This is a genomic window from Shinella pollutisoli (assembly GCF_024609765.1).
Taxonomy (GTDB): domain Bacteria; phylum Pseudomonadota; class Alphaproteobacteria; order Rhizobiales; family Rhizobiaceae; genus Shinella; species Shinella pollutisoli.
Map to the genome: position 1 here is coordinate 142,301 of NZ_JANFDG010000003.1, position 24,786 is coordinate 167,086.

The 24,786-nt window shown below is 65.3% G+C and carries 24 protein-coding genes and 1 tRNA gene; 13 read left to right on the forward strand and 12 right to left on the reverse strand.

What is annotated here, in order from left to right:
• Position 1 precedes the first annotated feature (1 nt).
• From NNZ72_RS03495 to NNZ72_RS03520, 6 genes are all read right to left on the reverse strand, one after another.
• Positions 2 to 346 carry a hypothetical protein gene (locus tag NNZ72_RS03495; RefSeq protein WP_257312793.1) on the reverse strand — a complete coding sequence of 115 codons (345 nt, stop codon included), beginning with the start codon at positions 344 to 346 and terminating at the stop codon, positions 2 to 4.
• Complete coding sequence (locus tag NNZ72_RS03500) at positions 343 to 534, reverse strand: hypothetical protein (protein ID WP_257312797.1); 192 nt, start codon at positions 532 to 534, stop codon at positions 343 to 345. The genes NNZ72_RS03495 and NNZ72_RS03500 overlap by 4 nt, the downstream gene beginning before the upstream one ends.
• A gap of 192 nt (positions 535 to 726) precedes the next feature.
• Positions 727 to 960: a hypothetical protein gene (locus NNZ72_RS03505; protein ID WP_257312798.1), complete on the reverse strand. Its 234-nt coding sequence runs from the start codon at positions 958 to 960 to the stop codon at positions 727 to 729.
• A gap of 842 nt (positions 961 to 1,802) precedes the next feature.
• Positions 1,803 to 3,275: a hypothetical protein gene (locus tag NNZ72_RS03510; RefSeq protein ID WP_257312801.1), complete on the reverse strand. Its 1,473-nt coding sequence runs from the start codon at positions 3,273 to 3,275 to the stop codon at positions 1,803 to 1,805.
• A 223-nt stretch (positions 3,276 to 3,498) separates the two neighbouring features.
• On the reverse strand, positions 3,499 to 5,067 hold the full coding sequence (locus NNZ72_RS03515; RefSeq protein ID WP_306766170.1) for a DUF6538 domain-containing protein: 1,569 nt from the start codon (positions 5,065 to 5,067) through the stop codon (positions 3,499 to 3,501).
• Between the two features lie 85 nt (positions 5,068 to 5,152).
• Positions 5,153 to 5,242: transfer RNA gene (locus tag NNZ72_RS03520), tRNA-Ser, on the reverse strand.
• A gap of 309 nt (positions 5,243 to 5,551) precedes the next feature.
• Here NNZ72_RS03520 and rplU point away from each other — a divergent pair.
• The 9 genes from rplU to purU all read left to right on the forward strand — a co-directional run bounded on the left by rplU (position 5,552) and on the right by purU (position 13,424).
• The gene (rplU, locus tag NNZ72_RS03525) at positions 5,552 to 5,923 is read left to right on the forward strand and encodes a 50S ribosomal protein L21 (RefSeq protein ID WP_257312807.1); all 372 of its coding nucleotides are present in this window, start codon (positions 5,552 to 5,554) and stop codon (positions 5,921 to 5,923) included.
• 29 nt (positions 5,924 to 5,952) lie between these two features.
• Complete coding sequence (gene rpmA, locus NNZ72_RS03530; RefSeq protein WP_257312809.1) at positions 5,953 to 6,222, forward strand: 50S ribosomal protein L27; 270 nt, start codon at positions 5,953 to 5,955, stop codon at positions 6,220 to 6,222.
• Between the two features lie 124 nt (positions 6,223 to 6,346).
• Entirely contained in the window at positions 6,347 to 6,976 is a 630-nt protein-coding gene (locus tag NNZ72_RS03535; protein ID WP_257312813.1) for a GNAT family N-acetyltransferase, read from the forward strand.
• A 291-nt stretch (positions 6,977 to 7,267) separates the two neighbouring features.
• Positions 7,268 to 8,293, forward strand: a complete 1,026-nt coding sequence (locus NNZ72_RS03540; RefSeq protein ID WP_257312816.1) for a sulfate ABC transporter substrate-binding protein — start codon at positions 7,268 to 7,270, stop codon at positions 8,291 to 8,293.
• Between the two features lie 5 nt (positions 8,294 to 8,298).
• Positions 8,299 to 9,162 (forward strand): sulfate ABC transporter permease subunit CysT, encoded by an 864-nt coding sequence (gene cysT, locus NNZ72_RS03545; RefSeq protein ID WP_257312819.1) that lies wholly within the window; start codon positions 8,299 to 8,301, stop codon positions 9,160 to 9,162.
• Complete coding sequence (gene cysW / locus NNZ72_RS03550) at positions 9,152 to 10,018, forward strand: sulfate ABC transporter permease subunit CysW (RefSeq protein WP_257312821.1); 867 nt, start codon at positions 9,152 to 9,154, stop codon at positions 10,016 to 10,018. Before cysT ends, cysW begins: the two co-directional genes overlap by 11 nt.
• A 13-nt stretch (positions 10,019 to 10,031) precedes the next feature.
• Positions 10,032 to 11,087, forward strand: coding sequence for a sulfate/molybdate ABC transporter ATP-binding protein (locus NNZ72_RS03555; protein ID WP_257312824.1), 1,056 nt, complete (start codon positions 10,032 to 10,034; stop codon positions 11,085 to 11,087).
• A gap of 68 nt (positions 11,088 to 11,155) precedes the next feature.
• Complete coding sequence (locus tag NNZ72_RS03560; protein ID WP_257312828.1) at positions 11,156 to 12,367, forward strand: TIGR03862 family flavoprotein; 1,212 nt, start codon at positions 11,156 to 11,158, stop codon at positions 12,365 to 12,367.
• A 172-nt stretch (positions 12,368 to 12,539) separates the two neighbouring features.
• Positions 12,540 to 13,424, forward strand: coding sequence for a formyltetrahydrofolate deformylase (gene purU, locus NNZ72_RS03565; protein WP_257312832.1), 885 nt, complete (start codon positions 12,540 to 12,542; stop codon positions 13,422 to 13,424).
• Positions 13,425 to 13,552: 128 nt separating this feature from the next.
• Here purU and NNZ72_RS03570 read toward each other — a convergent pair whose 3' ends face one another.
• Both NNZ72_RS03570 and NNZ72_RS03575 read right to left on the reverse strand, forming a co-directional pair.
• On the reverse strand, positions 13,553 to 14,860 hold the full coding sequence (locus tag NNZ72_RS03570) for an NAD(P)/FAD-dependent oxidoreductase (protein WP_371747688.1): 1,308 nt from the start codon (positions 14,858 to 14,860) through the stop codon (positions 13,553 to 13,555).
• Positions 14,860 to 16,209 (reverse strand): glutamine synthetase family protein, encoded by a 1,350-nt coding sequence (locus NNZ72_RS03575; RefSeq protein WP_257312833.1) that lies wholly within the window; start codon positions 16,207 to 16,209, stop codon positions 14,860 to 14,862. The genes NNZ72_RS03570 and NNZ72_RS03575 overlap by 1 nt, the downstream gene beginning before the upstream one ends.
• A gap of 183 nt (positions 16,210 to 16,392) precedes the next feature.
• On the opposite strand from NNZ72_RS03575, the gene NNZ72_RS03580 reads away from it, so the two are divergent.
• Together NNZ72_RS03580 and NNZ72_RS03585 are read left to right on the forward strand one after the other, a co-directional pair.
• Complete coding sequence (locus NNZ72_RS03580; RefSeq protein ID WP_257313117.1) at positions 16,393 to 17,046, forward strand: GntR family transcriptional regulator; 654 nt, start codon at positions 16,393 to 16,395, stop codon at positions 17,044 to 17,046.
• 90 nt (positions 17,047 to 17,136) lie between these two features.
• Positions 17,137 to 18,390, forward strand: coding sequence for an NAD(P)/FAD-dependent oxidoreductase (locus NNZ72_RS03585; RefSeq protein WP_257312836.1), 1,254 nt, complete (start codon positions 17,137 to 17,139; stop codon positions 18,388 to 18,390).
• A 28-nt stretch (positions 18,391 to 18,418) separates the two neighbouring features.
• Here the strand turns inward: NNZ72_RS03585 and NNZ72_RS03590 are convergent, their stop codons facing one another.
• Both NNZ72_RS03590 and NNZ72_RS03595 read right to left on the reverse strand, forming a co-directional pair.
• Positions 18,419 to 18,859, reverse strand: coding sequence for a hypothetical protein (locus tag NNZ72_RS03590; protein ID WP_257312839.1), 441 nt, complete (start codon positions 18,857 to 18,859; stop codon positions 18,419 to 18,421).
• An 81-nt stretch (positions 18,860 to 18,940) separates the two neighbouring features.
• On the reverse strand, positions 18,941 to 19,381 hold the full coding sequence (locus tag NNZ72_RS03595) for an Lrp/AsnC family transcriptional regulator (protein ID WP_257312842.1): 441 nt from the start codon (positions 19,379 to 19,381) through the stop codon (positions 18,941 to 18,943).
• 113 nt (positions 19,382 to 19,494) lie between these two features.
• Here NNZ72_RS03595 and NNZ72_RS03600 point away from each other — a divergent pair, with 113 nt between their 5' ends.
• Positions 19,495 to 20,595: a saccharopine dehydrogenase family protein gene (locus tag NNZ72_RS03600; protein WP_257312844.1), complete on the forward strand. Its 1,101-nt coding sequence runs from the start codon at positions 19,495 to 19,497 to the stop codon at positions 20,593 to 20,595.
• 148 nt (positions 20,596 to 20,743) lie between these two features.
• On the opposite strand, the gene NNZ72_RS03605 is transcribed toward NNZ72_RS03600, so the two are convergent.
• On the reverse strand, positions 20,744 to 21,976 hold the full coding sequence (locus NNZ72_RS03605) for a pyridoxal phosphate-dependent aminotransferase (protein ID WP_257312847.1): 1,233 nt from the start codon (positions 21,974 to 21,976) through the stop codon (positions 20,744 to 20,746).
• A 21-nt stretch (positions 21,977 to 21,997) separates the two neighbouring features.
• Entirely contained in the window at positions 21,998 to 23,524 is a 1,527-nt protein-coding gene (gene amaB / locus NNZ72_RS03610; RefSeq protein ID WP_257312850.1) for an L-piperidine-6-carboxylate dehydrogenase, read from the reverse strand.
• 218 nt (positions 23,525 to 23,742) lie between these two features.
• On the opposite strand from amaB, the gene NNZ72_RS03615 reads away from it, so the two are divergent.
• Positions 23,743 to 24,636, forward strand: coding sequence for a LysR family transcriptional regulator (locus NNZ72_RS03615; protein WP_257312852.1), 894 nt, complete (start codon positions 23,743 to 23,745; stop codon positions 24,634 to 24,636).
• Positions 24,637 to 24,786: the final 150 nt, after the last annotated feature.

The window sequence follows — 24,786 nt, forward strand, 5'->3', positions numbered from 1 at the left end:
CTCAAGCTTCTGTTCTGGGGGATTGCTGACGCGCGGACCTGAGCGCCTTCGCCAGCGTCTCGTGCGGCTCGTAAGTCATGGTGTCGTCAGTGATGTCTTGGACGTGCCACCAGCGACGATCGGGGTGCCGCCGGCCGCCACCGGTCACGTAATCTCCGCCGAATTCGAGCACGTCACCAGGCTGAACGGGTTCAAGGTCAACAACCTCGCCCACGGCCTTTAGAAATGCCCGTTCGCAATTGGCGGCATTCCTTCCGCGCATGATCGCGGCCCAGTTCCTTCCGCGCCGGTGATTGCAATAAGCAGGGTTTTCGACGGATCGGCCGTCGAGTTCGATAGTTGTCATGCCCGTTTTCCTTTCTCTTTGAGGGCTGTTTGCACCAGGCTCGTGACGAATGCCCGGATGGTCGTTTCACGCTGCGCGGCATGGATTTTCAGCGCCATCAGCGTTCCTGTCGGAAGCTCGACCGTCAGCCTTTCGGCACGGCTCCGCCCCTCCCGCAGAAGCGGGTTATTTCTTGATTTCGTTCCCATTTTCAGAGTTCCTGTTTTTGTGAGAAGGCAACTTTGTGCGTCCTCACATCATCATGCTGACGCCGATATCGGATGCCCACAAGGGGGCCGGCGCACGATTTCTGAAAAAAGATCGAGATGCCCTGTGGGGCAACAATGATGTCGGAATTGCCGCGGCCTACGATCGATCTGCGCCACGCCGGCCTGAAGGTTTCAGTTCCGGGCAAAGCGTCGGAATGCCTGAATACCATCGCGCTCGATCTCTCGACGTAGGTGTTCAGCGGCACCCAGAAGACGCGATCGGCGGATGAGATGCCGTGCGGACGCGGTTTCCACGTAGATTGATGCCACGTATCCGTTGACATGTCCGGCCGCATCCCGATCCTGGAATTCTTCAATCAGGATGTTGTACGTCAGCCCTCTGAAAACGGTTGTTCTGATCGCCATGGAATGCCTCGATTTCCGGTGTTTCCAATGGCTTGATTATAGCCGCCGCAATGCAGGAGCCCAGGAAGGAACGCGGCATGGTTGCATCATGCCGGAGGCGCGGTAAGCGGAATCAGTAGAATTCTAGGGTTTTCCAGTTTGCCCTGTTCCCTGTTCGATGCGCCGGCCGCGAGAACCCGCCCCGTAGGGGCGGCCGAGACGTTCCCCGTCCCGATGCCTCAAAGTCGCCATCGCGCACAGCGGCAGTCACCCGGAAGGGCCGAAACGACGTGGAGGATGTCCGTAGGACATTGACAGAGCGCGCACGGCGGCAGGCTTGCGCGTCAGAGTGGGGTTGGATTTCAGGAGGTATCTGAGGTCATCCGAAGTGTATATTAGCGCTGTACGAGCCTCCAGGAGCCTCTTTTTTCGATACCGATGTCCGAAATCGCGGAATCCGCCCTTTCGCGCGGTTTTCCGCGCCCATGAGAGACGTGAGCATATCGGAGCCCCAAGCATAGCGACCCGATAGGGATGGGGCGGGAATTCGCGCATGCGGTAATCGGAGAGAGGGTAGCCGCAGGAAGGGTAGCATCGCGCCGCCGGCGGGCGGACCCTGGGACCGACTACCCCGATATCGCATTCCGTTTCTAACCCATTCGGAGAGGTGCAAGGTCACGCCCTTCCCATGCCCGTTTTTCGGCTCCGCGACTGGGGTGAACGTCAGGGCAAGAGACGGAAGATGATTTTATAGGATCGGGTGGGGGTGCAAGCACCCCCTGGCCTTCGGCCTCCCCCAGCCTCAGTAAACACCATACACCGTGACGAATCGTGACGGACGCTGAATTTGCAGATGGTCACAGCTAGCCGGCGGCGGCTCTGGCTTCTTTCATGGCTTTGGAAATCTGGCCTGTGGAAACGCCGAAACGAACGGCCAGGTCATCGCGGGTCATGCCGTCCTTAGCGGAGAGGTGAAGGCATTTCCTGCCGAGCTCCAAGCGAGCGGCCTGTTGCTCGTTCTGATCTTTTGCACCGCGTCGGCGGCGGCTCTCCGTCTGACGCTCGGCCTCGCGCTCGCGGCGTCTGTCCGTGTCGATGAGTACCCGGAGATCGGCGGCCCGCATTTCGGCGGGCTCGATCTGGAGCCAGTCGATAATGGTGCCCACCTTCATTCTGTACCGGGCATCGACTTCCTTGCCGTTATAGGTTGCCATCTTTCCAGAAACGGCCTGTCGCGCCCGTTTCACAACGGCGCTCATTCTGGCTTTGGACTCCGATTCCGACCATCCCGCCGATTGCATTGCAAGGATACGGATTTCCCGTTCCATGTCGTCCACCGCGCGGGTCCAGGAGAGGGCATTGGCCGCGACGAAAAGCCAGATGTCGCGTTGTCCCGGGGGAAGGGTCCCCGTGACGGGATTGCGGTATCTACGAAGGCTCTGAAGGTCGTCGTGTACCGTGGACCAGTATGTCGCGCCGGTCAGCTTCTGGCCCGACTGTCTGGGCCGTCCCTCACGCTCCTCGTGGCGGGCGGCGCGCTCTGCCTGTAGCGAAATGATCTGGGCCTGAGTGTACGGCAGCACCTCGTCCGCAAGCGTGCCGAATACGTGACGTGTCGGCGTATCTGGTGTTCCCTGACACCAGATCATGCCGACCTGACGCCGATCCCAATCGGCGCGGGAATTGGTGCTTCCGGAAAGTCGGAAAACACGAGCGGCATCCAGCGCCCTCTTGTCCGCGCCGAATTCCGTGAGCGCGCCGGCCAGAGCTTTTTGCACCTGGCTCCAGCGCGGCAACGCCATAGGTGGAAGGAGTTCGGTCAGCCAGACGCAGACCAGGCCGCGCCCTGTCGCAAGGATATAGGATGGAAACGGTATGCCGCCTTCTTCGAGTTTATGAAGAACCGCCGCGGCAACAGCACTTGGCCGCTTTTCCTTCCATCGCACGCGCTGGTGATAATCGAGATCGACGTAATTTGAACCGAGAGCGGACAGGTCCGCAACGCCGCGCCAACGATTGAATGCCTGTTGGCTGATATACACATCGTCGCCACCGACGCGAAGGACTTGCTCGGCCTGAAGGATAGCATCGCCGCCAACGGGAACGGTCCACTCTCGCCAGTTCTTCTTGCCGTCCGATACGCGCTGGGCGAAGGATACGACACCCTTGCGAATGCCGTTATGGGTTCTGGTGTTCTCTGGATGAAGAGCCTGCAGATGCTGGCGAGGGCCGAAGAGATCATATCGGAACGTCCCATCGGGCCAAAAATGTTGACAACTTTCGCCGGGTAAAGTGGGGCTCTGATCGGCTGGGATATGTCCCAGCCTCGCCGTCACTCAGCCGTCAATGGCGGCTTTACAATGCAGAAAAGATCGTTCATCATTTTCGAACATTCCCAAGAAAAACCGCCGGAGGGTTGCGAGCCCGTTGATGGCGGTTTTTTCATGGTCGGGTGATACCACGTCGGCGTCAAGCGCCGAATATTCGCTACGATGTAGTACGGTGGAGGGCCTATGGTGGCGACACGATTTTGTCGCCACAGCGATCTATAGTAGTCGGTTACTCCAGCGTAAACTTCGGAAGCTTCGATATCTCATGCGCAAGTACATGCGGCTCGAAACCGCCATAGGCTTCGCCTTCCGTTGCAGGAACATGGCCTTGCATGTAATCGCGCGCGCCTACATCCATGTAAACACCGCGTGCTTTCGTCTTGAAGAGATGCCGCCACGCATGGTTCGGGGAAATATTCTCATCATCAACGCCGAGCTCGCGAATCCATGCGGCAAGTCGCTCTCCGACCTTTTTGTATTGCGGGTTTCCGTCCTTGCCGCCACGGTATCGGGCCGGGTCGTAGAATAGAGGGCCGATCTTCTTCGACTGCACGAATGCCAGGAAGCCTTGCTCGATCAAATGCGGGTGGATCGCCACAAATCGGGCTTTCGAGTCTTTGGTCGACCCCGCCTCTGGCGTAATCCTAATAAGCCAATGGCCTTCTTCCTTGATGATATCCTGTTTGCGCAACTGTGTGATTTCGCCAACGCGCGCGCCGGTGTAGGCGCACAACCAGGGAATCCATCGTCGCGCAGCCTTATTTTCCTCGGAGAGCCGCTTGGGTGGTTCAGCCGTGGTACCGATAAGGATCGTGCGGACTTCTCCGGCCGTGAACCATTTGTTCCGGACTTTGCTTTTCTTAGGGATGGCGACCACTACATCATCAACGGGATTGACAGCTATCCGCCCATTCCCCTTACCCCAATTGCAAGTGGCCTTGAGGCAGGCAAGGTAGCTATTTTTTATGTGCCCGTGATCCAGGCCCCTCGCCACAAGCCGATCCTTCCAGTCAATCACCCATTCGCGTGTCAGATCGCGAATGTCGGGCACCTCCTCCGCCACCTTGGCGATAATCGGCTTCCACTTCTTATATGTCGCATGTTTGACTGCTTTCTCGGCGGCGTATTTCTCGAAGACGGTCAAGAGCGCGAAATTCCCCAGGTTCTCCTTGCTGTCTTTTTTAGGAGCCAGGTCGAGTTCTGGGAAGCGGTTGGCATCCGGGTCTGGCCGATAGTCGCCCTCGGAAAGCTTCAGAAGATGCTCCTTGGCCTGGAGAATGGCTTCGGCCACCGCTTTGCGTAACAACTCCATGCTGGCGGCATCGATGCGATACCCATGGCGATCGAGGTAGGCATTGATGGCCTTGTCGTTGCGGAGCGTCTTCGTCGCATGCAAAATCCGCTCGACGAGCTCCGCATTCCTGGAGATAGGGATGACCTTGACCTTCTCTGGACGGAGGTGAAGGTAGTCGCTCATCAGAGACGCTTTTCGAGAAGAGGGGGCACCTGGGTTGTCTTCGTTCTCCTCGACCATGCTCCGATAGATTTGCCCAGACATAGCAACAGCCTGTTTCTGCGACAGGGAGATCACCCCTGCCGATAACTGCCGCCATCGGGATTCGACTTCGACCAGTATTTGAGCATGCGCGATTACGGCCTCCTGCGGGTCGCGGGTGCCGAGGCTCTTCTTCACATACGGCATTCCGACAAGAGGAATCAGATGCTGCGGGACGCGTTGGCGGAACTGGTAAATGCCAGTTTTGGGGTGCTTTGTAGGGCGTGTCATTCTCAGGACCATGTGTACCGCCTTTGTGTACCACTCTGGCGGTTAAAGGTCCCTGAAGCTCAGCTAGTTAAGCAATTTCAACGCTGTTTGGAGGGAATGGCGGAGAGGGTGGGATTCGAACCCACGATACCCTTGCAGGTATGCCGCATTTCGAGTGCGGTGCATTCGACCACTCTGCCACCTCTCCGCATCGTCGGTCGGCGCTCGTCGAGCGCGGGCGCTACATAGCGGCTGCCGGGCTGGCTTGCAAGGGGCGGCGGGCGGAATGTTCGTCTATTTCGTGACGGGCGGCGCGGGGCCGCTTGACAGTTTCTGCGGCTTCGCCTATTGGGCACGGTGCCGTGGCATGGGACTTTTCCGTGCCGGAACGGTTCCTTGCGCGATGCGCGGGGTTTCAAGCGGCGGCGCTCCATGCGCCGCTTCCTGCAGCGACTGACAAAAAGACGGCCGTGCCCCTCCGGGGTCAAGAGCCGGACCGAACATGAAAGGACAAAAGATGTTCGCAGTCATCAAGACCGGCGGTAAGCAGTACCGCGTGGCCGCCAACGACGTTCTGACGGTCGAGCGGCTGACCGGCGACGCCGGCGAAAAGATCGAATTCACCGAAGTGCTGATGGTCGGCGTCGGCGCCGATGCCACGATCGGTGCGCCCTTCGTCGAAGGCGCCGTCGTGACCGCGGAAGTCGTCGAGCACGGCCGCGCCAAGAAGGTCATCGCCTTCAAGAAGCGCCGCCGCCAGAACTCCAAGCGTTCGCGCGGCCATCGCCAGCACAACACGACTGTCCGCATCGTCGACATCGCGGCAGCCGGCGGCAAGGCCAAGAAGGCTTCCAAGAAGTCCGAAGCCGCCGCGGAAGCCGCCGAATAACGTTCAAGGACAGGTAAAGGAGAACTCCCATGGCACACAAGAAAGCTGGCGGTTCCTCGCGCAACGGTCGCGATTCCCAGTCCAAGCGCCTTGGCGTGAAGAAATTCGGCGGCGAAGCCGTCATCGCCGGCAACATCATCGTGCGCCAGCGCGGCACGCAGTGGCATCCCGGCGCCAATGTCGGCCTCGGCAAGGATCACACGATCTTTGCGCTCACGGCCGGCAACGTGAATTTCCGTACGAAGGCGAACGGCCGCACCTACGTGTCCGTCATGCCGAAAGCGGAAGCAGCGGAATAAGCCGGTAGCGCTCTAAAACAGCCGGCGTCTCATCGACCCGGCTGGCGCTTTAGGTTCAGACCTGACGAAGAAGGGGAGATGAGGCAAGACCTTGTCTCCCCTTTCTCATTCGGAGGACTGAACCATGCAGATGGAATTGATGCGGGAGGGCCAATCCCGGTCTCCCCAGGACAGGCCGAGGCCGGAGCGGTCGAGGACCGATTGCCCGATATTGTTGTCGCAAAGGCTCGTTCTCAGAGCCCCGCACGAAGACGACATCGACGCCCTTGCCCATCTCGCCAACAATGCCAACATCGCCAACATGGTCGCCCGCATGCCGCACCCCTACACGGTGGCGGACGCCGCCGATTTCGTGCGACGCACGCGCGACGGCGCGATCGGCAAGTGCGTCTATGCCATCACGAAAGCCGACAACGGCGCCTTCCTCGGCTGCTGCGGGATCGAGCCGCAGGACGAGCGCACGGTCGAGCTCGGCTACTGGCTCGGCGAGCCCTACTGGAACAGGGGCTATGCGACGGAGGCGGCCCAGGCCGTCACCGACATGGTCTTCCGCACCCGCGACGTCGAGCAGATCGACGCGCGCTGCCGCGTCATGAACATCGCTTCGCGCCGCGTCATCCAGAAGTGCGGCTTCCAGTTCCAGGCGACCGGCATGGTGCAGAGCCTCGCCGTCGGCGGCATGGTCCCCGTCGAATGGTACCGGCTCGACCGCAAGACCTGGGTGTCGCTGAAGAGCTGGGGCAACCTCGGCTGATCGCGCCGCGCCGGACGGAGAAACGAGAGCGCCCGGATTCGTCCGGGCGTTTTTTATAATTTCCTCGCGAAAAGTCTGTTTGCGACGGGAAATGCGGCGTTGGCGCGGAATAATTTTTCTCCGAACCCCCGCGTCCCCGGTCGCGGAGTTTTGTCCTTCCCGCCTGCCACGACCGTGAAGTTTTGTCGGCGTGCCGTGTCGGGAACTTGTTTTGCAGTCTCGTTTTTGAGCGTTGACTAACTCTACTAATTCAATAGGGTTTCTCTAACTTCAGAGATCGAGGAGGTCGACATGTCTATGGTGGCGAGACGATTGGGCGCGGCTTTGCTCGGCGTCGGACTGGTTTTCGGCGGGGTTTCGGGCGCGCTTGCGCAGACGACGCTTCTGAACGTGTCCTACGACCCGACGCGGGAGCTCTACAAGGACTTCAACGAGGCCTTCGCGGCGCACTGGAAGGCCGAGACGGGCGAGGACGTGACGATCCAGCAGTCGCATGGCGGCTCCGGCAAGCAGGCGCGCGCGGTGATCGACGGGCTGGAGGCCGACGTGGTGACGCTGGCGCTCGAAAGCGACATCGACGCGATCGTCGAGAACACCGGCAAGATCGCCAAGGACTGGCGCGGCCGGCTGCCGAACAATTCGGCGCCCTACACGTCGACGATCGTCTTCCTGGTGCGCAAGGGCAACCCGAAGGGCATCCAGAACTGGGGCGACCTGGTGAAGGGCGACGTGCAGATCGTGACGCCGAACCCGAAGACGTCCGGCGGCGCGCGCTGGAACTATCTCGCCGCCTGGGCTTGGGCGAACGAGGAATTCTCCGGCGACCAGGAGAAGATCAAGGCCTATATCGCCGAGCTGTTCAAGCGGGCGCCGGTGCTCGACACGGGTGCGCGCGGGTCGCTCACGACCTTCGCGCAGCGCCAGATCGGCGACGTGCTGCTCGCCTGGGAGAACGAGGCCTATCTCGCCGGTGCCGAATTCGGCGAAGACGCCTTCGACATCGTCGCCCCGCCGATCTCCATCCTCGCCGAGCCGCCGGTCACGGTGGTCGACGGCAACGTCGACGCCAAGGGCACGCGCAAGCAGGCGGAGGCCTACCTCAACTATCTTTATTCGGACGAGGGCCAGAACATCGCCGCCAAGCACTTCTACCGCCCGTCGAAGCGCGATGTGGTCAAGCCCGAGTTGTTGCAGCAGCTTCCCGATATTAAGCTGGTGACGATCGACGATCCGCTGTTCGGCGGCTGGGCGAAGGCGCAGCCCGAGCACTTCGGCGACGGCGGCGTCTTCGATCAGCTCTACAAGCCGGGGAACTGACGCCCTTGACGACACCTGCCGCTGCCTCCGTGCGGTGGCGACTGAGACAGCCGAGCGTCATTCCGGGTTTCGGACTGACGCTCGGCTTCTCGCTCGCCTATCTCACGCTCATCATCCTCATCCCGCTGTCCGGCCTGCTGTGGCGCACCGCCTCGCTGTCGGGCAGCGAATTCCTGTCCATCCTGACCGACGAGCGCACGCTCAATGCGCTGAAGGTGAGCTTCGGCACCGCGCTGGCGGCGGCCTTCATCAACGTCGTGTTCGGGGTGATCGTCGCCTGGGTCATCGTGCGCTATGAGTTTCCCGGCCGGCGCATCATCGACGCGGTGGTCGACCTGCCCTTCGCGCTGCCGACGGCGGTGGCCGGCATCGCGCTTGCGGCGCTCTACGCGCCGAACGGCTGGATCGGCCGGCTGCTCGGATATATCGGCGTCAAGGCGGCCTTCAACCCCACGGGCATCGTCATCGCGCTGGTCTTCATCGGCCTGCCCTTCGTGGTGCGCACGGTGCAGCCGGTGATGGAGGAGATCGACCGCGAGGTGGAGGAGGCGGCCGCCACGCTCGGCGCGAACCGCTTCCAGACCGTGTTCCGCGTGCTGCTGCCGGGCCTGGCGCCGGCGATCCTCACCGGCTTCTCGCTCGCCTTCGCCCGCGGCGTCGGCGAATACGGCTCGGTCATCTTCATCGCCGGCAATATCCCCTACGTCTCGGAGATCGCGCCGCTGCTGATCGTCATCCGCCTGGAGGAGTTCAACTATGCGGCCGCGACCGCGATCGCCACGATCATGCTGTCGATCGCCTTCCTGATGCTGCTGGTCATCAACCTCATCCAGGCCTGGAGCCGCAGGAGGTACGGTCATGGCGCATGACGTTCCCTCCCGCCGGCTGCGCTCGCCGACCACCGAGGCGCCGGCCGCCCGCTATGCGCTGATGGCGCTCGCCCTCCTGTTCCTGGCGCTGTTCCTGCTGCTGCCGCTTGCGGCGGTGTTCATCGAGGCCTTCCGCAAGGGCACCGGCGAGTTCATCGCCGCGCTCGGCGAGCCCGACACGCTGGCGGCGATCCGGCTGACGCTGATCGTCGCGGGCATCTCGGTGCCGCTCAACCTCGTCTTCGGCGTTGCCGCCGCCTGGGCGATCGCCAAGTTCGAGTTCAAGGGCAAGGCGTTCCTGACCACGCTGATCGACCTGCCCTTCTCGGTCTCGCCGGTGATCTCCGGCCTCGTCTACGTGCTCCTGTTCGGCGCGGGCAGCGCGCTCGGGCCATGGCTGAAGAGCCACGGCATCGAGGTGCTCTTCGCCGTGCCCGGCATCGTGCTCGCCACGATCTTCGTCACCTTCCCCTTCGTCGCGCGCGAGCTGATCCCGCTGATGCAGGAACAGGGCAACGGCGACGAGGAGGCGGCCCTTTCCCTCGGCGCGACGGGCTGGCAGACGTTCCGCTACGTGACGCTGCCCAACATCAAGTGGGGCCTGCTCTACGGCGTGCTTCTCTGCAACGCCCGCGCGATGGGGGAGTTCGGGGCGGTCTCGGTGGTCTCCGGCCATATCCGCGGCCTCACCAACACCATGCCGCTGCATGTGGAAATCCTCTACAACGAGTACAATTTCGTTGCCGCCTTCGCCGTCGCGTCGCTGCTGGCCGGGCTCGCGCTCGTCACGCTGGTCGTCAAGACGCTTCTCGAACTCCGCTACGGCGCGGACATCGCCGCCGGCCGCAAGCACTGAAAGGCATGCCTGAATGGAAGTCAGGGTTTCCAAGATCCGCAAGGAATTCGACCGCTATCCGGCGCTGCACGACGTCTCGCTCGACATCCGCTCGGGCGAGCTGATCGCGCTGCTGGGCCCGTCCGGCTCCGGCAAGACGACGCTGCTTCGGCTGATCGCCGGCCTGGAGCAGCCGACGCTGGGGCGCATCTTCTTCGGCACGGAGGACGCCTCGCTGAAGACGGTGCAGGAGCGCCATGTCGGCTTCGTCTTCCAGCACTACGCGCTTTTCCGCCACATGACGGTCGCCGAGAACATCGCCTTCGGCCTCAAGGTGCGGCCGCGCGGCGAGCGTCCGCCCAAGGCGGAGATCCGCCGCCGCGTCGAGGAGCTCCTGGAGATGGTGCAGCTCTCGGGGCTGGAGAAGCGCTACCCGAACCAGCTCTCCGGGGGCCAGCGCCAGCGCGTGGCGCTCGCCCGCGCCATGGCGATCGAGCCGAAGGTGCTGCTGCTCGACGAGCCTTTTGGCGCGCTCGACGCGAAAGTCAGGAAGGAGCTGCGCCGCTGGCTGCGCGCCTTCCACGACCGCACCGGCCACACGACGATCTTCGTCACCCACGACCAGGAGGAGGCGCTGGAGCTCGCCGACCGGGTGGTGGTGATGAGCCAGGGGCGGATCGAGCAGGTCGGCTCCTCCGATGACGTCTACGACCGGCCGAACTCGCCTTTCGTCTTCTCCTTCATCGGCGACAGCGCCAGCCTGCCGGTCACGGTCGGGGAGGGCGCCGTACGCCTGCGCGACGTCCCGCTCGGCATCGCGCCGCGCGGCGGCGACGTCCGCTCGGGCGAGGGCACGCTGTTCTTCCGCCCGCAGGACGTGACGCTGGTGACGGACGGCGGCCCGGCGCTGGAAGGCCGGGTGGCCACCAGCCGGCGCCTCGCCGGCACCCGCATTGCCGACCTCGATATTGGCACGCCGGCCGATCCGCACCATGTCGAGATCGAGGTGCCGCTCGACGCCGACGCGACGGCGGGCACGCTGATCCGCTTCCGCCCGACCCGCTGGAAGATCTTTCCCGCCGAGGGCTGAGACCGCCCGCGCCTTGACAGCCGCTGCGGAACCGGACAGGGCAGGACGGTTCGAAGCGCGGAGGCGGCATGGCGGCGGGGCGAAGGATCGGGATCGTCGGCGGCGGGCCGGCCGGGCTGATGGCGGCGGAGGCGCTGTCGGCGCTCGGCCATGCGGTCACGGTGCTGGAGGCCATGCCGACCGTGGGGCGGAAATTCCTGCTCGCCGGCAAGTCGGGCCTCAACCTCACCCATTCCGAGCCCTATGATCGCTTCGTCACCCGCTTCGGTGCGGCCGGCGAGCGGCTGCGCGCCGCGCTTGACGCCTTCACGCCGGAGGACCTTCGCGCCTGGGCGCAGGGTCTCGGCACGGAAACCTTTGTCGGCAGCTCCGGCCGGGTCTTTCCGACCGTCATGAAGGCCTCGCCGCTGCTCCGGGCCTGGCGGGCAACGCTGGAGGCCCAGGGGGTCACGATCCTTACACGCCATCGCTGGACGGGCTTTTCCGCGGCGGGGCTTACGATCGAGACGCCGGAGGGGCCGCGCACCTTCGCCTTCGACGCCGTGCTGCTGGCGCTCGGCGGCGCGAGCTGGCCGCGCCTCGGCTCCGACGCCGCCTGGGTCGGCCGGCTTGAGGAGAAGGGCGTCGCCGTCGCACCCTTCCGTCCCGCCAATTGCGGCTTCGACGTCGGCTGGAGCGCGCATTTCGCCGAACGCTTCGCCGGCGTGCCGGTCAAGGCCGTCACGGCCCGCTCGGCGGCGGGCATGGTCCCGGGCGAATTCGTCGTCACGCGCACCGGCGTCGAGGGCAGCCTCGTCTATGCCCATGCGGCGGCGCTGCGCGACGCGCTGGAGCGGGACGGAACCGCAACGCTCCTCCTCGACCTCGCGCCGGGGCGCAGCGAGGCGCGCCTTGCCCGCGACCTCGCGCGGCCGGCCGGCAAGGCGAGCTTCTCCAACCGGCTGCGCAAGGCGGCGGGCCTCGATGCGGTGAAGACGGCGCTGCTGCGCGAATGCCTGCCGCAGGCGGCCGCGCTTGCCGCGCCGGGCCTCGCGGCGGCGGTCAAGGCGCTGCCGCTCGCCGTGCTCCGGCCCCGCCCGATCGCCGAGGCGATCTCGTCCGCGGGCGGCATCCGCTTCTGCGAGCTGGACGGGAACTTCATGCTGAAAGCCCTGCCGGGCGTCTTCGCCGCCGGCGAGATGCTCGACTGGGAGGCGCCGACGGGCGGCTATCTGCTGACCGCCTGCTTCGCCACGGGCCGGGCGGCGGCCCGGGGCGTCGACCGCTGGCTCGGGTCCTGATGCCGCATCCTGGCATTTTCGACGCATTGGATGTCGCGAACCGGAGGGATTCCGGATGGCGCCCGTCGTAGCTTCTGCGCCTTGCAGGGGCTTGCGCCGACGCAGGCGGCCTGAAAAAAGGGGACCCGACGATGCCGCGCCCCGGGCATCGACCGAACGCGAGACAGAACCGATGAAAAGCCACGTCCTGACCGTATCCTGCCAATCGACCCGCGGCATCGTCGCCGCGATCACCGGCTACCTCGCCGACAAGGGGTGCTACATCTCCGACTCGTCGCAGTTCGACGACCTGGAGACGGGCCTGTTCTTCATGCGGCTGACCTTCCTCAGCCAGGAGGGCGTGTCGGAGGAGGAGATCAAGTCCGGCTTCGCCCCGGTCGCCAAGCCCTTCGGCATGACCTACCGTTTCAACGACAGCGACGAGCGCATGAAGGTGCTGCTGATGGTCTCGCGCTTCGGCCACTGCCTCAACGACCTGCTCTACCGCTGGAAGATCGGCGCCCTGCCGATCGACATCGTCGGCGTCGTCTCCAACCACTTCGATTATCAAAAGGTCGTGGTCAACCACGACATCCCCTTCCACCACATCAAGGTGACGAAGGAGAACAAGCCGCAGGCCGAGGCCCGGCTGATGGAAGTGGTCGAGCAGTCCGGCGCCGAGCTGATCGTGCTCGCCCGCTACATGCAGGTGCTGTCGGATGCCGTCTGCAAGAAGATGTCGGGCCGGATCATCAACATCCACCACTCGTTCCTGCCGTCCTTCAAGGGCGCCAACCCCTACAAGCAGGCGTTCGAGCGCGGCGTGAAGCTGATCGGCGCGACGGCGCACTACGTCACGGAAGACCTCGACGAGGGCCCGATCATCGAGCAGGACGTCGCCCGCATCACCCATGCGCAGTCGGCGGACGACTACGTGTCGATCGGCCGCGACGTGGAGAGCCAGGTTCTCGCCCGCGCGGTGCACGCCCACATCCACCATCGCGTCTTCATGAACGGCAACAAGACCATCGTCTTCCCGCCGAGCCCGGGCTCCTACGCCTCCGAGCGGATGGGCTGAAACGAAAACCTCCTCATCCGGCCCTTCGGGCCGCCTTCTCCCCGCCGGGGAGAAGGGGAAAACCATCGGCGCCGCAATCCTCCTTCTCCCCGCCGGGGAGAAGGTGCCGGAAGGCGGATGAGGGGCTATCACAGCCCGAAGGCGTCCTTGAACTGGTACCACCACGAGCCGATGGTGGAATATTGCGCGCGGAACATGCGGCCCCCCGGGAAGGGGATCCAGGGCAGCTTCTCGAACTGGCTGAAGCGGGAGAGGTCGCCGTCGATCGCCTCGCTCAGGATCTTGCCGTAGAGATGCGAGCCGGTGACGCCGTGGCCGCTGTAGCCGTGGGCGAAATAGGTATTTTTGCCGATCTTGCCCATCTGCGGCACGCGCGAGAAGGACAGCGCGAAATTGCCGCTCCAGGCGTAATCGATCTTCACGCCCTTGAGCGAGGGGAAGACCTTCTCCATGTTCGGCCGGATTTTTGCGCGTACGTCCGCCGGATCGGTGCCGCCGTAGACGGTGCCGCCGCCGAAGATCATGCGCTTGTCGGCCGAAAGCCGGAAATAGTCGAGGATGTAGCGCACGTCCTCCACGCACATGTCGCTCGGGATCAGCGCGTCGGCGCGCTCCGCCCCGAGCGGCTCGGTGGCGATCATCTGCGTGGAGACCGGCATGACGCGCGAGACGAGCTTCGGCACCACGTCGCCGAGATAGGCGTTGCCGCAGAGAACGACCACATTGGCCGTCACGCTGCCCTTGGCGGTATGGATCACCGGCTTTGCCGCCTCGTGCTCGACGCGGACGGCGGGCGACTGCTCGTAGACCGTGCCGCCCAGCTTTTCGAGCGCCGCCGCCTCGCCGAGGGTAAGGTTCAGCGGGTGCATATGGCCGCCCGTCGTGTCGAGCATGCCGCCGGCATAGACGTCGGTATTGACGAGCTTGCGGATGGCTTCCTTGTCGAGGAGCTGGTGGTCGTCCATGCCGTAGCGCTTCCACAGCGCCTTCTTGTGCTCCAGCTCGCGCATGTGGGCGGGCGTATAGGCGGCGTAGATGTTGCCGTCCTTCAGGTCGCAGTTAATGCCGTAGGTCGAGACGATGCGGCGGATGATCTTCCCGCCCTCCTGCACCAGGGAGCCGACGAAGGCGCCGGCCTCCTCGCCGTAGCGGCGGCGGATGGTGTCGAGGCTGGCGTTGAGGCCGTTGACGATCTGCCCGCCGTTGCGCCCCGAGGCGCCCCAGCCGACGCCGGCGCCCTCGACGACGGCGACCTTGTAGCCCTTCTCGGCGAGATGGATGGCGGTCGACAGGCCCGAATAGCCGGCGCCGAGCACGGCGACGTCGGCCGTCACCGCACCCTCCAGCACCTTCGGGGTGCGGACGATGTTGCGCGAGGCGGCATAGTAGCTGTCGGGATAGGCGCCGTTGCCGGCGTAGGATGCAGTCCTGCTCATCAGACGATTTCCAGATAGGCGCTGAATTCGTAGTCCGTCACCTGCTCGGCGAAGCTGGCGATCTCCTGCCGCTTGCAGGCGATCAGCATGGAGCGGAGGTCCTGGTCGAAGATCTCCGACATGATCGCGCCGTGCTCGAACTGGGTGACGGCGGAGCCCCATTCGCTCGGGATGCGCGGAAGCTGCGAGAGATAGGCGCGGCCGGAGACGGGGGCAGGCGGCTGCCACTTGTTGCGGATGCCGACGAGGGCCGCGCCGAGGATGGCGGCCATGACGAGATAGGGATTGGCGTCGGCGCCGGCGACGCGGTGCTCGATGCGCCGCGCCTTGGGATTGCCGCCGGGAATGCGGATCGCCGCCGTGCGGTTCTCGTAGCCCCAGGAGATCGAGGTCGGCGCGTGCGTGTCGGGGCGCAGCCGCCGGTAGGAATTGTAGTGGGGGGCGAAGAGCAGCGTCGATTCGGCCATGGCGCGGGTGAGGCCGGCGACCGCGTTCAGCATCACCTCCGAGCCCTCCGCCGTGCCATTGTCGAAGACGTTGTTGCCGTCCTCGTCGATCACGGAGAAATGCATGTGCATGCCGCTGCCGGAGCGCATGCCGTAGGGTTTCGCCATGAAGGTGGCGGCGAAGCCGTGCTTGCGCGCCACGCCCTTGATGATGCGCTTGAAGAACAGCGCGTCGTCGGCGGCCTTCAGGGGATCGTCGGAGTGGATCAGGTTGATCTCGAACTGGCCGATGCCGTTCTCGGCGACGGCCGAATCGGCCGGCACGTTCTGCCGCTCGCATTCGGCATAGACGTCGGAGAAGAACTCGCCGAAGTCGTCCAGCTCGTCGATGGAGAGGATGGCGTCGGAATCGAGCCGCTTGCCGGTATAGGGCGAGATCGGCGGCTCGGCATGGTCCGGCTCGGCGTCGATCAGGTAGAATTCCATTTCCGAGGCGACGACGGGCCTGAGGCCGAGCTCGTGATACTGGCGCACGATATTCGCGAGCGCCTGGCGCGGGTCGGCGAGGAAGGGCTCGCCCGATTCCTTGAACAGCCAGAGCGGCACGACCGCCGAGGGCTTCAGCGTCCAGTTGATCGGCAGCGCGCCGCGGCCGGTCGGGCTGCAGATGCCGTCCATGTCGCCGCTTGCGAAGACGTGGCTCGAGCCGACGATGTCCTCGCCCCAGACGTCGACGCCGACGATCGACAGCGGCATGCGGATGCCGCCCTTCAGCACCTTCTCGGCCTGGGTCACCGGCACGCGCTTGCCGCGCAGGATGCCGTTCAGGTCGCAGACGACGGCCTGGATGCTCTCCACGCCGTCGGCATTGACCAGCCAGTTCGGATCGTCGCTCAATGCCATGCGTCCCCGCCGCCTGAATATCACATGTTTATTTTTGTGATCACATTTTGAAAATATGCACACTTTCTTGTCGTCGGTCAAGCTGCTAAAACCGGGACGACGGTATAGGAAGCCGGGCGGTCGCTTTCGGGAGGGAACGGATTGGGCAACTTGGCGCTGGAGCCGCTGGACCGGCCGGAAGGCATGACCACCCACGAATATGCGCACCGCCGGCTCCGCCAGGCGATCATGGTGGGGTCGATCCGGCCGGGGGAATCGCTGACGATCCGCGGCATCGCCGAGGCGATGGAGTCGAGTCCCACGCCCGTGCGCGAGGCGCTGCGGCGGCTCTCCTCGGAAGGGGCGCTACGTGTGCTCGACAACCGGCGCATCATGGTGCCGCGCATGACGGCCGACCGCTTCCTGGAGCTGATCTCGCTGCGCTCGGTGCTGGAGCAGCACGCCGCGCGCCGCGCCGTGCCGCACATCACCGAGCGGCGAATCGACCGGCTGGCGGAGATCGACCGGGCGCAGGACGATGCGATCGCCCGCAAGGACAAGGCGACCGCCCTGCTCCTCAACCAGGAATTCCACCGCACGCTCTACACGGCCAATCCCGAGCAGGTGATCATGCCGATGGTGGAGAGCGTCTGGCTGCAGCTCGGGCCGCTCCTCGGCATCGCCATGGAGCATGTCGAGCAGCTCTATCTCGTCGACCGCCACCAGGAGGCGATCGCGGCGCTGCGCAAGCGCGACGAGGACGCGGTCGCCGCGGCCATCGACGCCGACATCCGCGAGGGCATCGGCGGTTTCGAGCGGCCGGCCATCGAAAACCTCCTGCGGCTCGCCGGGCAGTGAGCGGCCGGCGGAAAGCCGTGCCGGGCATATTGCCTTGCCCGGACGGCCATGCATTGATCGGCTCGCAATAATCGCAATCGGGGCAGGCACATGAAGACGGATGTCATCGTTCTCGGCGCGGGCGTGGTCGGCATTTCGGCCGCGATCCATCTGGCGCGGCGCGGCAAGTCGATCGTGCTCGTCGACCGGCGCGGGCCGGCCGAGGAGACGTCCTACGGCAATGCCGGGCTGATCCAGCGCGAGGGCGTCTTTCCCTACGGCTTCCCGCACGATTTCGGCGCGCTGTTCCGCTATGCGCTGAACAACACGATCGACGCGCATTACCATCTTTCGGCGATCCCGGGCATCATCCCGTTCCTCGCCCGCTACTGGTGGCATTCCGGCTTCCGCCAGCACCAGAGCATCGCCCATCTCTACGCGCCGCTGATCGAGAACTCGATTACCGAGCACGCCGACCTGATCGCCGCCTCCGGCGCCGAGGACCTCATCCGCAAGGACGGCTGGATGAAGGTTTTTCGCACGGAGAAGGAGCGGGACAGCGCCTATGCGGATGCGGAGAGGCTCTCGGCCAATTTCGGCGTGCGCCACCAGAAGCTGACGACCGAGGACATCAGGCGCGCCGAGCCGCATATCCGCGCGGAGCTCACGGGCGGCCTGCGCTGGACCGATCCGTGGTCGATCCGCGACCCGCAGAGCCTGCTCAAGCGCTACCTCGCCTATTTCCAGTCGCTCGGCGGCGAGCTGAAGTCCGGCGACGCGGCGACCATCGAGCACGTGCTGGAGGGCGAGGGCTGGCGCGTGGCGACGCCGGAGGGTCCGCTGGAAGGCAAGGACGTCGTCGTGGCGCTCGGTCCCTGGGCCGACACGGTGACGCGCAAGCTCGGCTACCGTTTCCCGCTCGCCGTCAAGCGCGGCTACCACATGCATTACGGAACGGAAGAAGGCGCCCAGCTCAACAACTGGGTGCTCGACGCCGAGCGCGGCTATTTCCTCGCGCCGATGCTGCGCGGCATCCGGCTCACCACCGGGGCGGAATTCGCCAGGCGCGACACGCGCAAGACGCCGGTGCAGCTTCGCCGCGCGGAGAAGGTGGCGCGCGAGTTCTTCCCGCTCGCCGAGCGGCGCGACGAGGAGCCGTGGATGGGCGCGCGTCCCTGCACGCCGGACATGATGCCGATCATCGGCAAGGCGCCGCGCCATGCCGGCCTCTGGTTCGCCTTCGGCCATGCCCATCACGGCATGACGCTCGGCCCCGTCACCGGCCGCGTGCTGGCGGAGAAGATGCTCGGCGAGCGCACGCTGATCAACATCGGCCCCTACCGGCCGGAGCGCTTCATCGCCTGAACGTCCCGGTGCGCCAGCCGCCTTGCGATCAGCCCTGGATATCGATGCCGGCCTGTTGCTGCGCCAGATAGCTGCGCAGTTTATCCCCGGGCCTTGCGAGCTGCACCATCTCGCTGTCGGGGATCCTGGCGGCATCCAGGGAGCCGGGGCCGAACACCTTGCCCGCGAGGTTGAAGACCCGGCCTTCGAAGCGCACGCCGATCACGTCGAGGTCTTCGCCCGCATTGAGCCTTTCGGTGGAAATCTGCTCCTTCAGCGAAAGACTGGCGAAGAGATAGTCCTTGTTTGACATCTTCATCTGTTGCCCCTGAAGCTCCTTCAGCTCGGCCAGCAGGCTTGCCAGCTTGTCCGGCCGGGGCTTTGTCAGCGAGGCGGTTTCCTGTCCGGCGAGATCGGAGCCGGATTTTGACCGCTCCGCGGCATGGCGGCCGGTGAAGGCGGAATAGGACGTCGATCCGATTGTCGTCATGGCATATCTCTCCACGGTTGTTTCCGATACCTGCCATGCAATCCTTGCGCCGGCCTAGCCATTCGCCTCCGGCGTCCTGCCCTATCGCCTGATCCGCGTCGACAGGATGATCGACGACAGCGTGCGCTCCACGCCGTCGATGGCGCCGATGCGGTCGATCAGGTGGTCGAGCTCGGCGATGGAGGCGGCCTCCACCACGGCGATCAGGTCGAAGCTGCCGCTGACGGAATGGAGCGTGCGCACCGCGGAGATCGCGTGCAGCTCCGTCGTGATGCGGGCGAGCGTCTTCGGGGCGATGGTGATCAGCACATGCGCGCGCACCATGCCGCTCTCGTAGGCGTCCGAAAGCCGGACGCCGTAGCCGGCGATCACCCCGTCGCGCTCCAGCCTCTCGATCTTCGCCTGCACCGTCGTGCGCGACAGGCCGAGCCTGCGGGCGATCTCCGCCACCGGCGCGCGCGCGTTCTCGCTGAGGATGGACAGAAGCGCCCGGTCCTTCGGGCCTAGCGTCGATATGTTCATTTCCGTCGTCGTTTCGCCGATCGAGATCGCTCATTATGCCAGATACGGCGCTTTAAATCGACAGGCTTCGCGAGGAGAATCCGGCCCACATCCCGATTCCGGAGGAAGCATACATGAAGGACATCGTCGTCATCGGCGCAGGCAAGATCGGCTCGACCATCGCCCGCCTGCTCGCCCATAGCGGGGACTACCGCGTCACGGTCGCCGACCGTGCCGAAGAGCAGCTTGCGGCGATCGAGAGCCATCCGGCCGTCTCCACCGCCATGGTCGACATCGCCGACGGCGCCGCGCTGCGCACGCTGCTTGCCGGCAAGTTCGCCGTGCTCTCGGCCGCCCCCTATCATCTGACGGTCGCCATCGCCGAGGCGGCGGCGGATGCCGGCGTGCACTATCTCGACCTCACCGAGGACGTCGAATCCACCCGCCAGGTCAAGCGGATCGCCGCGAACGCCAAGACCGCCTTCATCCCGCAGTGCGGGCTTGCGCCGGGCTTCATCTCCATCGTCGCCAACGACCTCGCCAGCCGCTTCGACACGCTCGACAGCGTGCGCATGCGCGTCGGCGCGCTGCCGCAGTACCCGTCGAATGCGCTCAACTACAATCTCACCTGGAGCACGGACGGCGTCATCAACGAATATATCGAGCCCTGCGAGGCGATCGTCGAGGGCGCGCTGATCGAGGTGCCGGCGCTGGAGGAACGCGAGGAGTTCTCGCTCGACGGCGTCACCTACGAGGCCTTCAACACCTCGGGCGGCCTCGGCACGCTCTGCGAATCGCTGAAGGGCAAGGTCCGCACGCTGAACTACAAGACGATCCGCTATCCGGGCCACGCCGCCATCATGAAGGCGCTGCTCAACGATCTGGGGCTCCGTCACCGCCGCGAGGTGCTGAAGGACATCTTCGAGAACGCGCTGCCGACCACCACGCAGGACGTCGTCATCATCTTCGTCACCGTCTCGGGCCGCAAGGACGGCCGCCTGATCCAGGAGACCTACGCCAACAAGGTCTACAGCGCGCCGATCGCCGGCCGCCTGCATTCGGCGATCCAGATCACCACCGCCGGCTCGATCTGCGCCGTGCTCGACATGCTGGCCGACGGGACGCTCAGGGCCAAGGGTTTCGTGCGCCAGGAGGAGATCGCGCTGACCGCCTTCCTCGCCAACCGCTTCGGCCACTACTACGCCCAGGAGCAGCGCGGCGCCCACGCCGCCTGATTCCCGAAACCCGTTCGACGCCCCGGTTGCCGCCGGGGCGTCGCCATGACTGCGGCTCACTCCGCGGGGAAGAGAGAACGCCCACCAAGGGCGCGGTCAATAAAAATGGGGGGCTCGAAGCCCCCCTCTTTCCGTTCCGGCCCGGTGGTCACGACAGCCGGGTGCAGGCCTCGGCGATGCGCCTCAGCGCTTCCTTGAGCTCGGCTTCCGACGTGGCGTAGGAGATGCGGAAAAAGGGCGAGAGGCCGAAGGCCGAGCCCGGCACCACGGCGACATGCGCCTCCTCCAGCAGGTAATCGGTGAAATCGCCGTCCGCCTCGATCCGCCTGCCCTTCGGCGTCGTCTTGCCGATCACCCCGCCGCAGCCGGCGAAGGTGTAGAAGGCGCCCTCCGGCACCCGGCAGGTGATGCCCGGTATGGCGTTCAGCGCCGAGACGACGAGGTCGCGGCGGCGCCGGAAGCTTTCCCGGCGTTCTTCCAGAAAGTCCTGAGGCCCATTGAGCGCCTCGACGGAGGCCGCCTGGCTGACGGAGGAGGGGCAGGAGGTCGCCTGGCTCTGGATCACCGCCATCGCCCTGATCAGCGCCTTCGGCCCGCCGGCATAGCCGATGCGCCAGCCGGTCATCGCATAGGCCTTGGAGACGCCGTTGATCGTCAGCGTGCGGCTTTTCAGCCGCGGCTCGATGGCGACGGGCGTGACGAAGCGGAAGCCGTCATAGACGATGTGCTCGTACATGTCGTCGACCATCAGCCAGACATGGGGGTGCCTCAGCAGCACGTCGAGGAGCGGCCGGTAGTCGGCCTCGCTGTAGGCCGCCCCCGAGGGATTCGACGGCGAATTGAGGAGCACCCAGCGCGTCCTCGGCGTGATCGCCCGTTCGAGCTGGTCCGCCTTCAGGCGGAAGCCCGCTTCCGCATCGCAGGGGATCAGCACCGGCACGCCGCCGCAGATCTCGACGATGTCGGAATAGGAGGTCCAGTAGGGCGTCGGGATGATCACCTCGTCGCCGGGGTCGATCGTCGCCATGAAGGCGTTGAAGAGGATCTGCTTGGCGCCGGTCGCGACCGTCACCTCGTCGAGCGCGTAGTCGATGCCGTTCTCGCGGCGGAATTTCTCGCAGACCGCCGTCTTCAGCGCCGGCGTGCCGTCGAGTGCCGTGTATTTCGTCTCGCCGCGGTCGATCGCCGCCTTGGCGGCCTCCTTGACGTTGTCCGGCGTGTCGAAGTCGGGTTCGCCGGCGCCCAGCACGATGACCGGCAGGCCGTCCCTCTTCATCGCGGCGGCGCGGGCGCCGATCTGCAGGATCTTCGAGACCCCGACGGAGGCGATGCGCGAGGCGGGCCGGAAGCCCGCCTCCTCTGTTGTCGGTGCCATGGTCATGGTGGCCTACTCGATGTCGCCCTATTCAATATCGAAGGAGACGCCCTGGGCGAGCGGCAGCGCCTTCGAATAGTTCACCGTGTTGGTGGCGCGGCGCATATAGGCCTTCCAGGCGTCTGAGCCGGATTCGCGGCCGCCGCCGGTCTCCTTCTCGCCGCCGAAGGCGCCGCCGATCTCCGCGCCCGAGGTGCCGATGTTGACATTGGCGATGCCGCAGTCGGAGCCGTCGGCCGAGAGGAACCGCTCGGCCTCCTGCATGTTCAGCGTGAAGATCGACGAGGAGAGGCCGGCGGCCACCGCGTTGTGATCGTCCAGCACCGCGTCGAAGTCCGAATACTTCATGACGTAGAGGATCGGCGCGAAGGTCTCTTCCAGAACCGGGCCGGCCTGCTTCGGCATCTCGACGATGGCGGGCTTGACGTAATAGGCCGTGTCCTTGCCGGCGTCGGTGACGCGCTCGCCGCCGGTGACGGTGCCGCCCTCGGCCTTGGCCGCTTCCAGCGCCTTCTGCATGGCGTCATAGGCCTGCCTGTCGACGAGCGGGCCGACCAGCGCCGAGGTTTCCAGCGGATTGCCGACGGAGACGCTCGTGTAGGCCTTCTTCAGGCGCGGCACGAGCTCACCGTAGACGCTCTCGTGCACGAAGAGGCGGCGCAGCGTCGTGCAGCGCTGGCCGGCGGTGCCCATGGCGCCGAAGGCAATCGCGCGCAGCGCCATGTCGAGGTCGGCCGAGGGGCAGACGATGCCGGCATTGTTGCCGCCGAGCTCGAGGATCGAGCGGGCGAAGCGCTTTGCCAGCCGCGGGCCGACCTCGCGGCCCATGCGGGTCGAACCGGTGGCCGAGACGAGCGCGACCTTCGGATGGTCGACCAGCGCCTCGCCGATCGCGCGGTCGCCGACCAGCACCTGGGAGAGGTTTGCCGGCGCGTCGCCGAAGCGGGCGATGGCGCGTTCGAGGATCGCCTGGGAGGCGAGGGCGGTGAGCGGCGTCTTCTCCGACGGCTTCCAGACGATGGCGTTGCCGGCGACGAGCGCGAGCGCGGCGTTCCACGACCAGACGGCGACCGGGAAGTTGAAGGCCGAGATGATGCCGACGACGCCGAGCGGATGCCAGGTCTCCATCATGCGGTGGCCGGGGCGCTCGGTGGCGATGGTGAGGCCGTAGAGCTGGCGGGAGAGGCCGACGGCGAAATCGCAGATGTCGATCATCTCCTGCACCTCGCCGAGGCCCTCGGAGGCGATCTTGCCGGCCTCGATGGAGACGAGGCGGCCGAGATCAGCCTTGGCGGCGCGCAGCTCCTCGCCGAGCAGGCGCACCAGCTCGCCGCGCTTCGGCGCCGGCACCAGGCGCCAGGCCTTGAAGGCTTCATGGGCGGCATCGATCGCCTTGCCGGCCTCGGCGGCGGAGACGGTCTTGAGCCTGGCGATCTCCTCGCCGCTCACCGGGCTGTAGGAGGCCATGTCGCCGCCCTGCCAGGCGGCGCGCGCGACGCCGAGCTTGTCGAGAAGGGTTGCGGTTTCGGCTTTCACGTCGACGGTCTTAGTCATGGGGTCTCCCTGTTCGTCCTGTCTTGCGCTGGCGCGCCATGTTGACGATGCGCGGGCGGATTTCAAGCGCCCGCCCGGTCACGCGGAAAGCCCGCGCCGCCGGAATCCTCTTTCGCGGCGCGCGGTCTCGTCCTAAAAGGTCATTCTCGAAATGGATCATAACGGATCGCCGCGACCGGCGATTGCGACCGTTTTGACTATGTTGATGCGAGGAACGAATGAAGCTGAGCCGCCGGCTGATCCCGGACGTCACCACGCTGCAGGCTTTCGAGTGCGCGGCCCGCCACGGCAGCTTCACGCAGGCCGCCCATGAGCTGAACCTGACGCAGAGCGCCGTCAGCCGGCAGATCAAGGACCTGGAGGAGCAGATCGGCGTGCTCTTGTTCGAGCGCGTGCGCCAGCGCGTCGTGCTGTCGGAGGACGGCCGGCGCTTCCTGCCGGAGGTGCGCAAGCTCCTGCACCAGACCGAGGAGACGATGCTGCGCGCCATGGCGACGGCCTCGTCCGAGCACAGCCTCAGCCTCGCGACGCTGCCGACCTTCGGCAGCCGCTGGCTGACGCCGCGCCTGCCGGGCTTCCTCGCGCAATATCCGGGCACCGTGCTCAACATCGCCTCGCGCTCGGAACCCTTCGATTTCGACGAGGAGAATTTCGACCTCGCCATCCATTACGGCCAGCCGGTCTGGGCGCGGGCGGCCTGCTCCTATCTCTGCGGCGAGGTGATCCTGCCGGTGGCGAGCCCCGCGCTTCTGGAAAGCTGGCGGCTTGCCGATCCGAAGGATCTGGAGCGGGCGCCGCTCCTCCATCTCGCCACCCGGCCGAAGCTCTGGGCGCAATGGTTCGAGCTCACGGGGGCGTCGGCGGAGACCGCCTATCGCGGCAACCGCTTCGACCAGTTCTCGATGGTCATCGAGGCCGCGCTCGCCGGGCTCGGCTTCGCTCTGGTGCCGCTCTACCTGATCGAGCAGGAGATCGCCGGCGGCCGTCTCGCCGTCGTCTTCGACCGGCCGATGCAGACGGAGAACAGCTACTATCTCGTCGTGCCGGAGGGAAAGCTCGAAAACCCGCTGAGCCAGGCTTTTCGCGCCTGGATCGTCGGGCAGGTCCGGTAAAGGCAATTCCGGCAAAAGTGTACAGCGGTCTCGCGTCCGGAATCGCATGAAAACGAGGGGCCTCATGCCGGACAGGCATGATCCCGTTCCGATTTTTCGCTTCCTTACCCGCGCGCGATCGCCGATTGTGGCCCCGTCGCATTCCTCCCT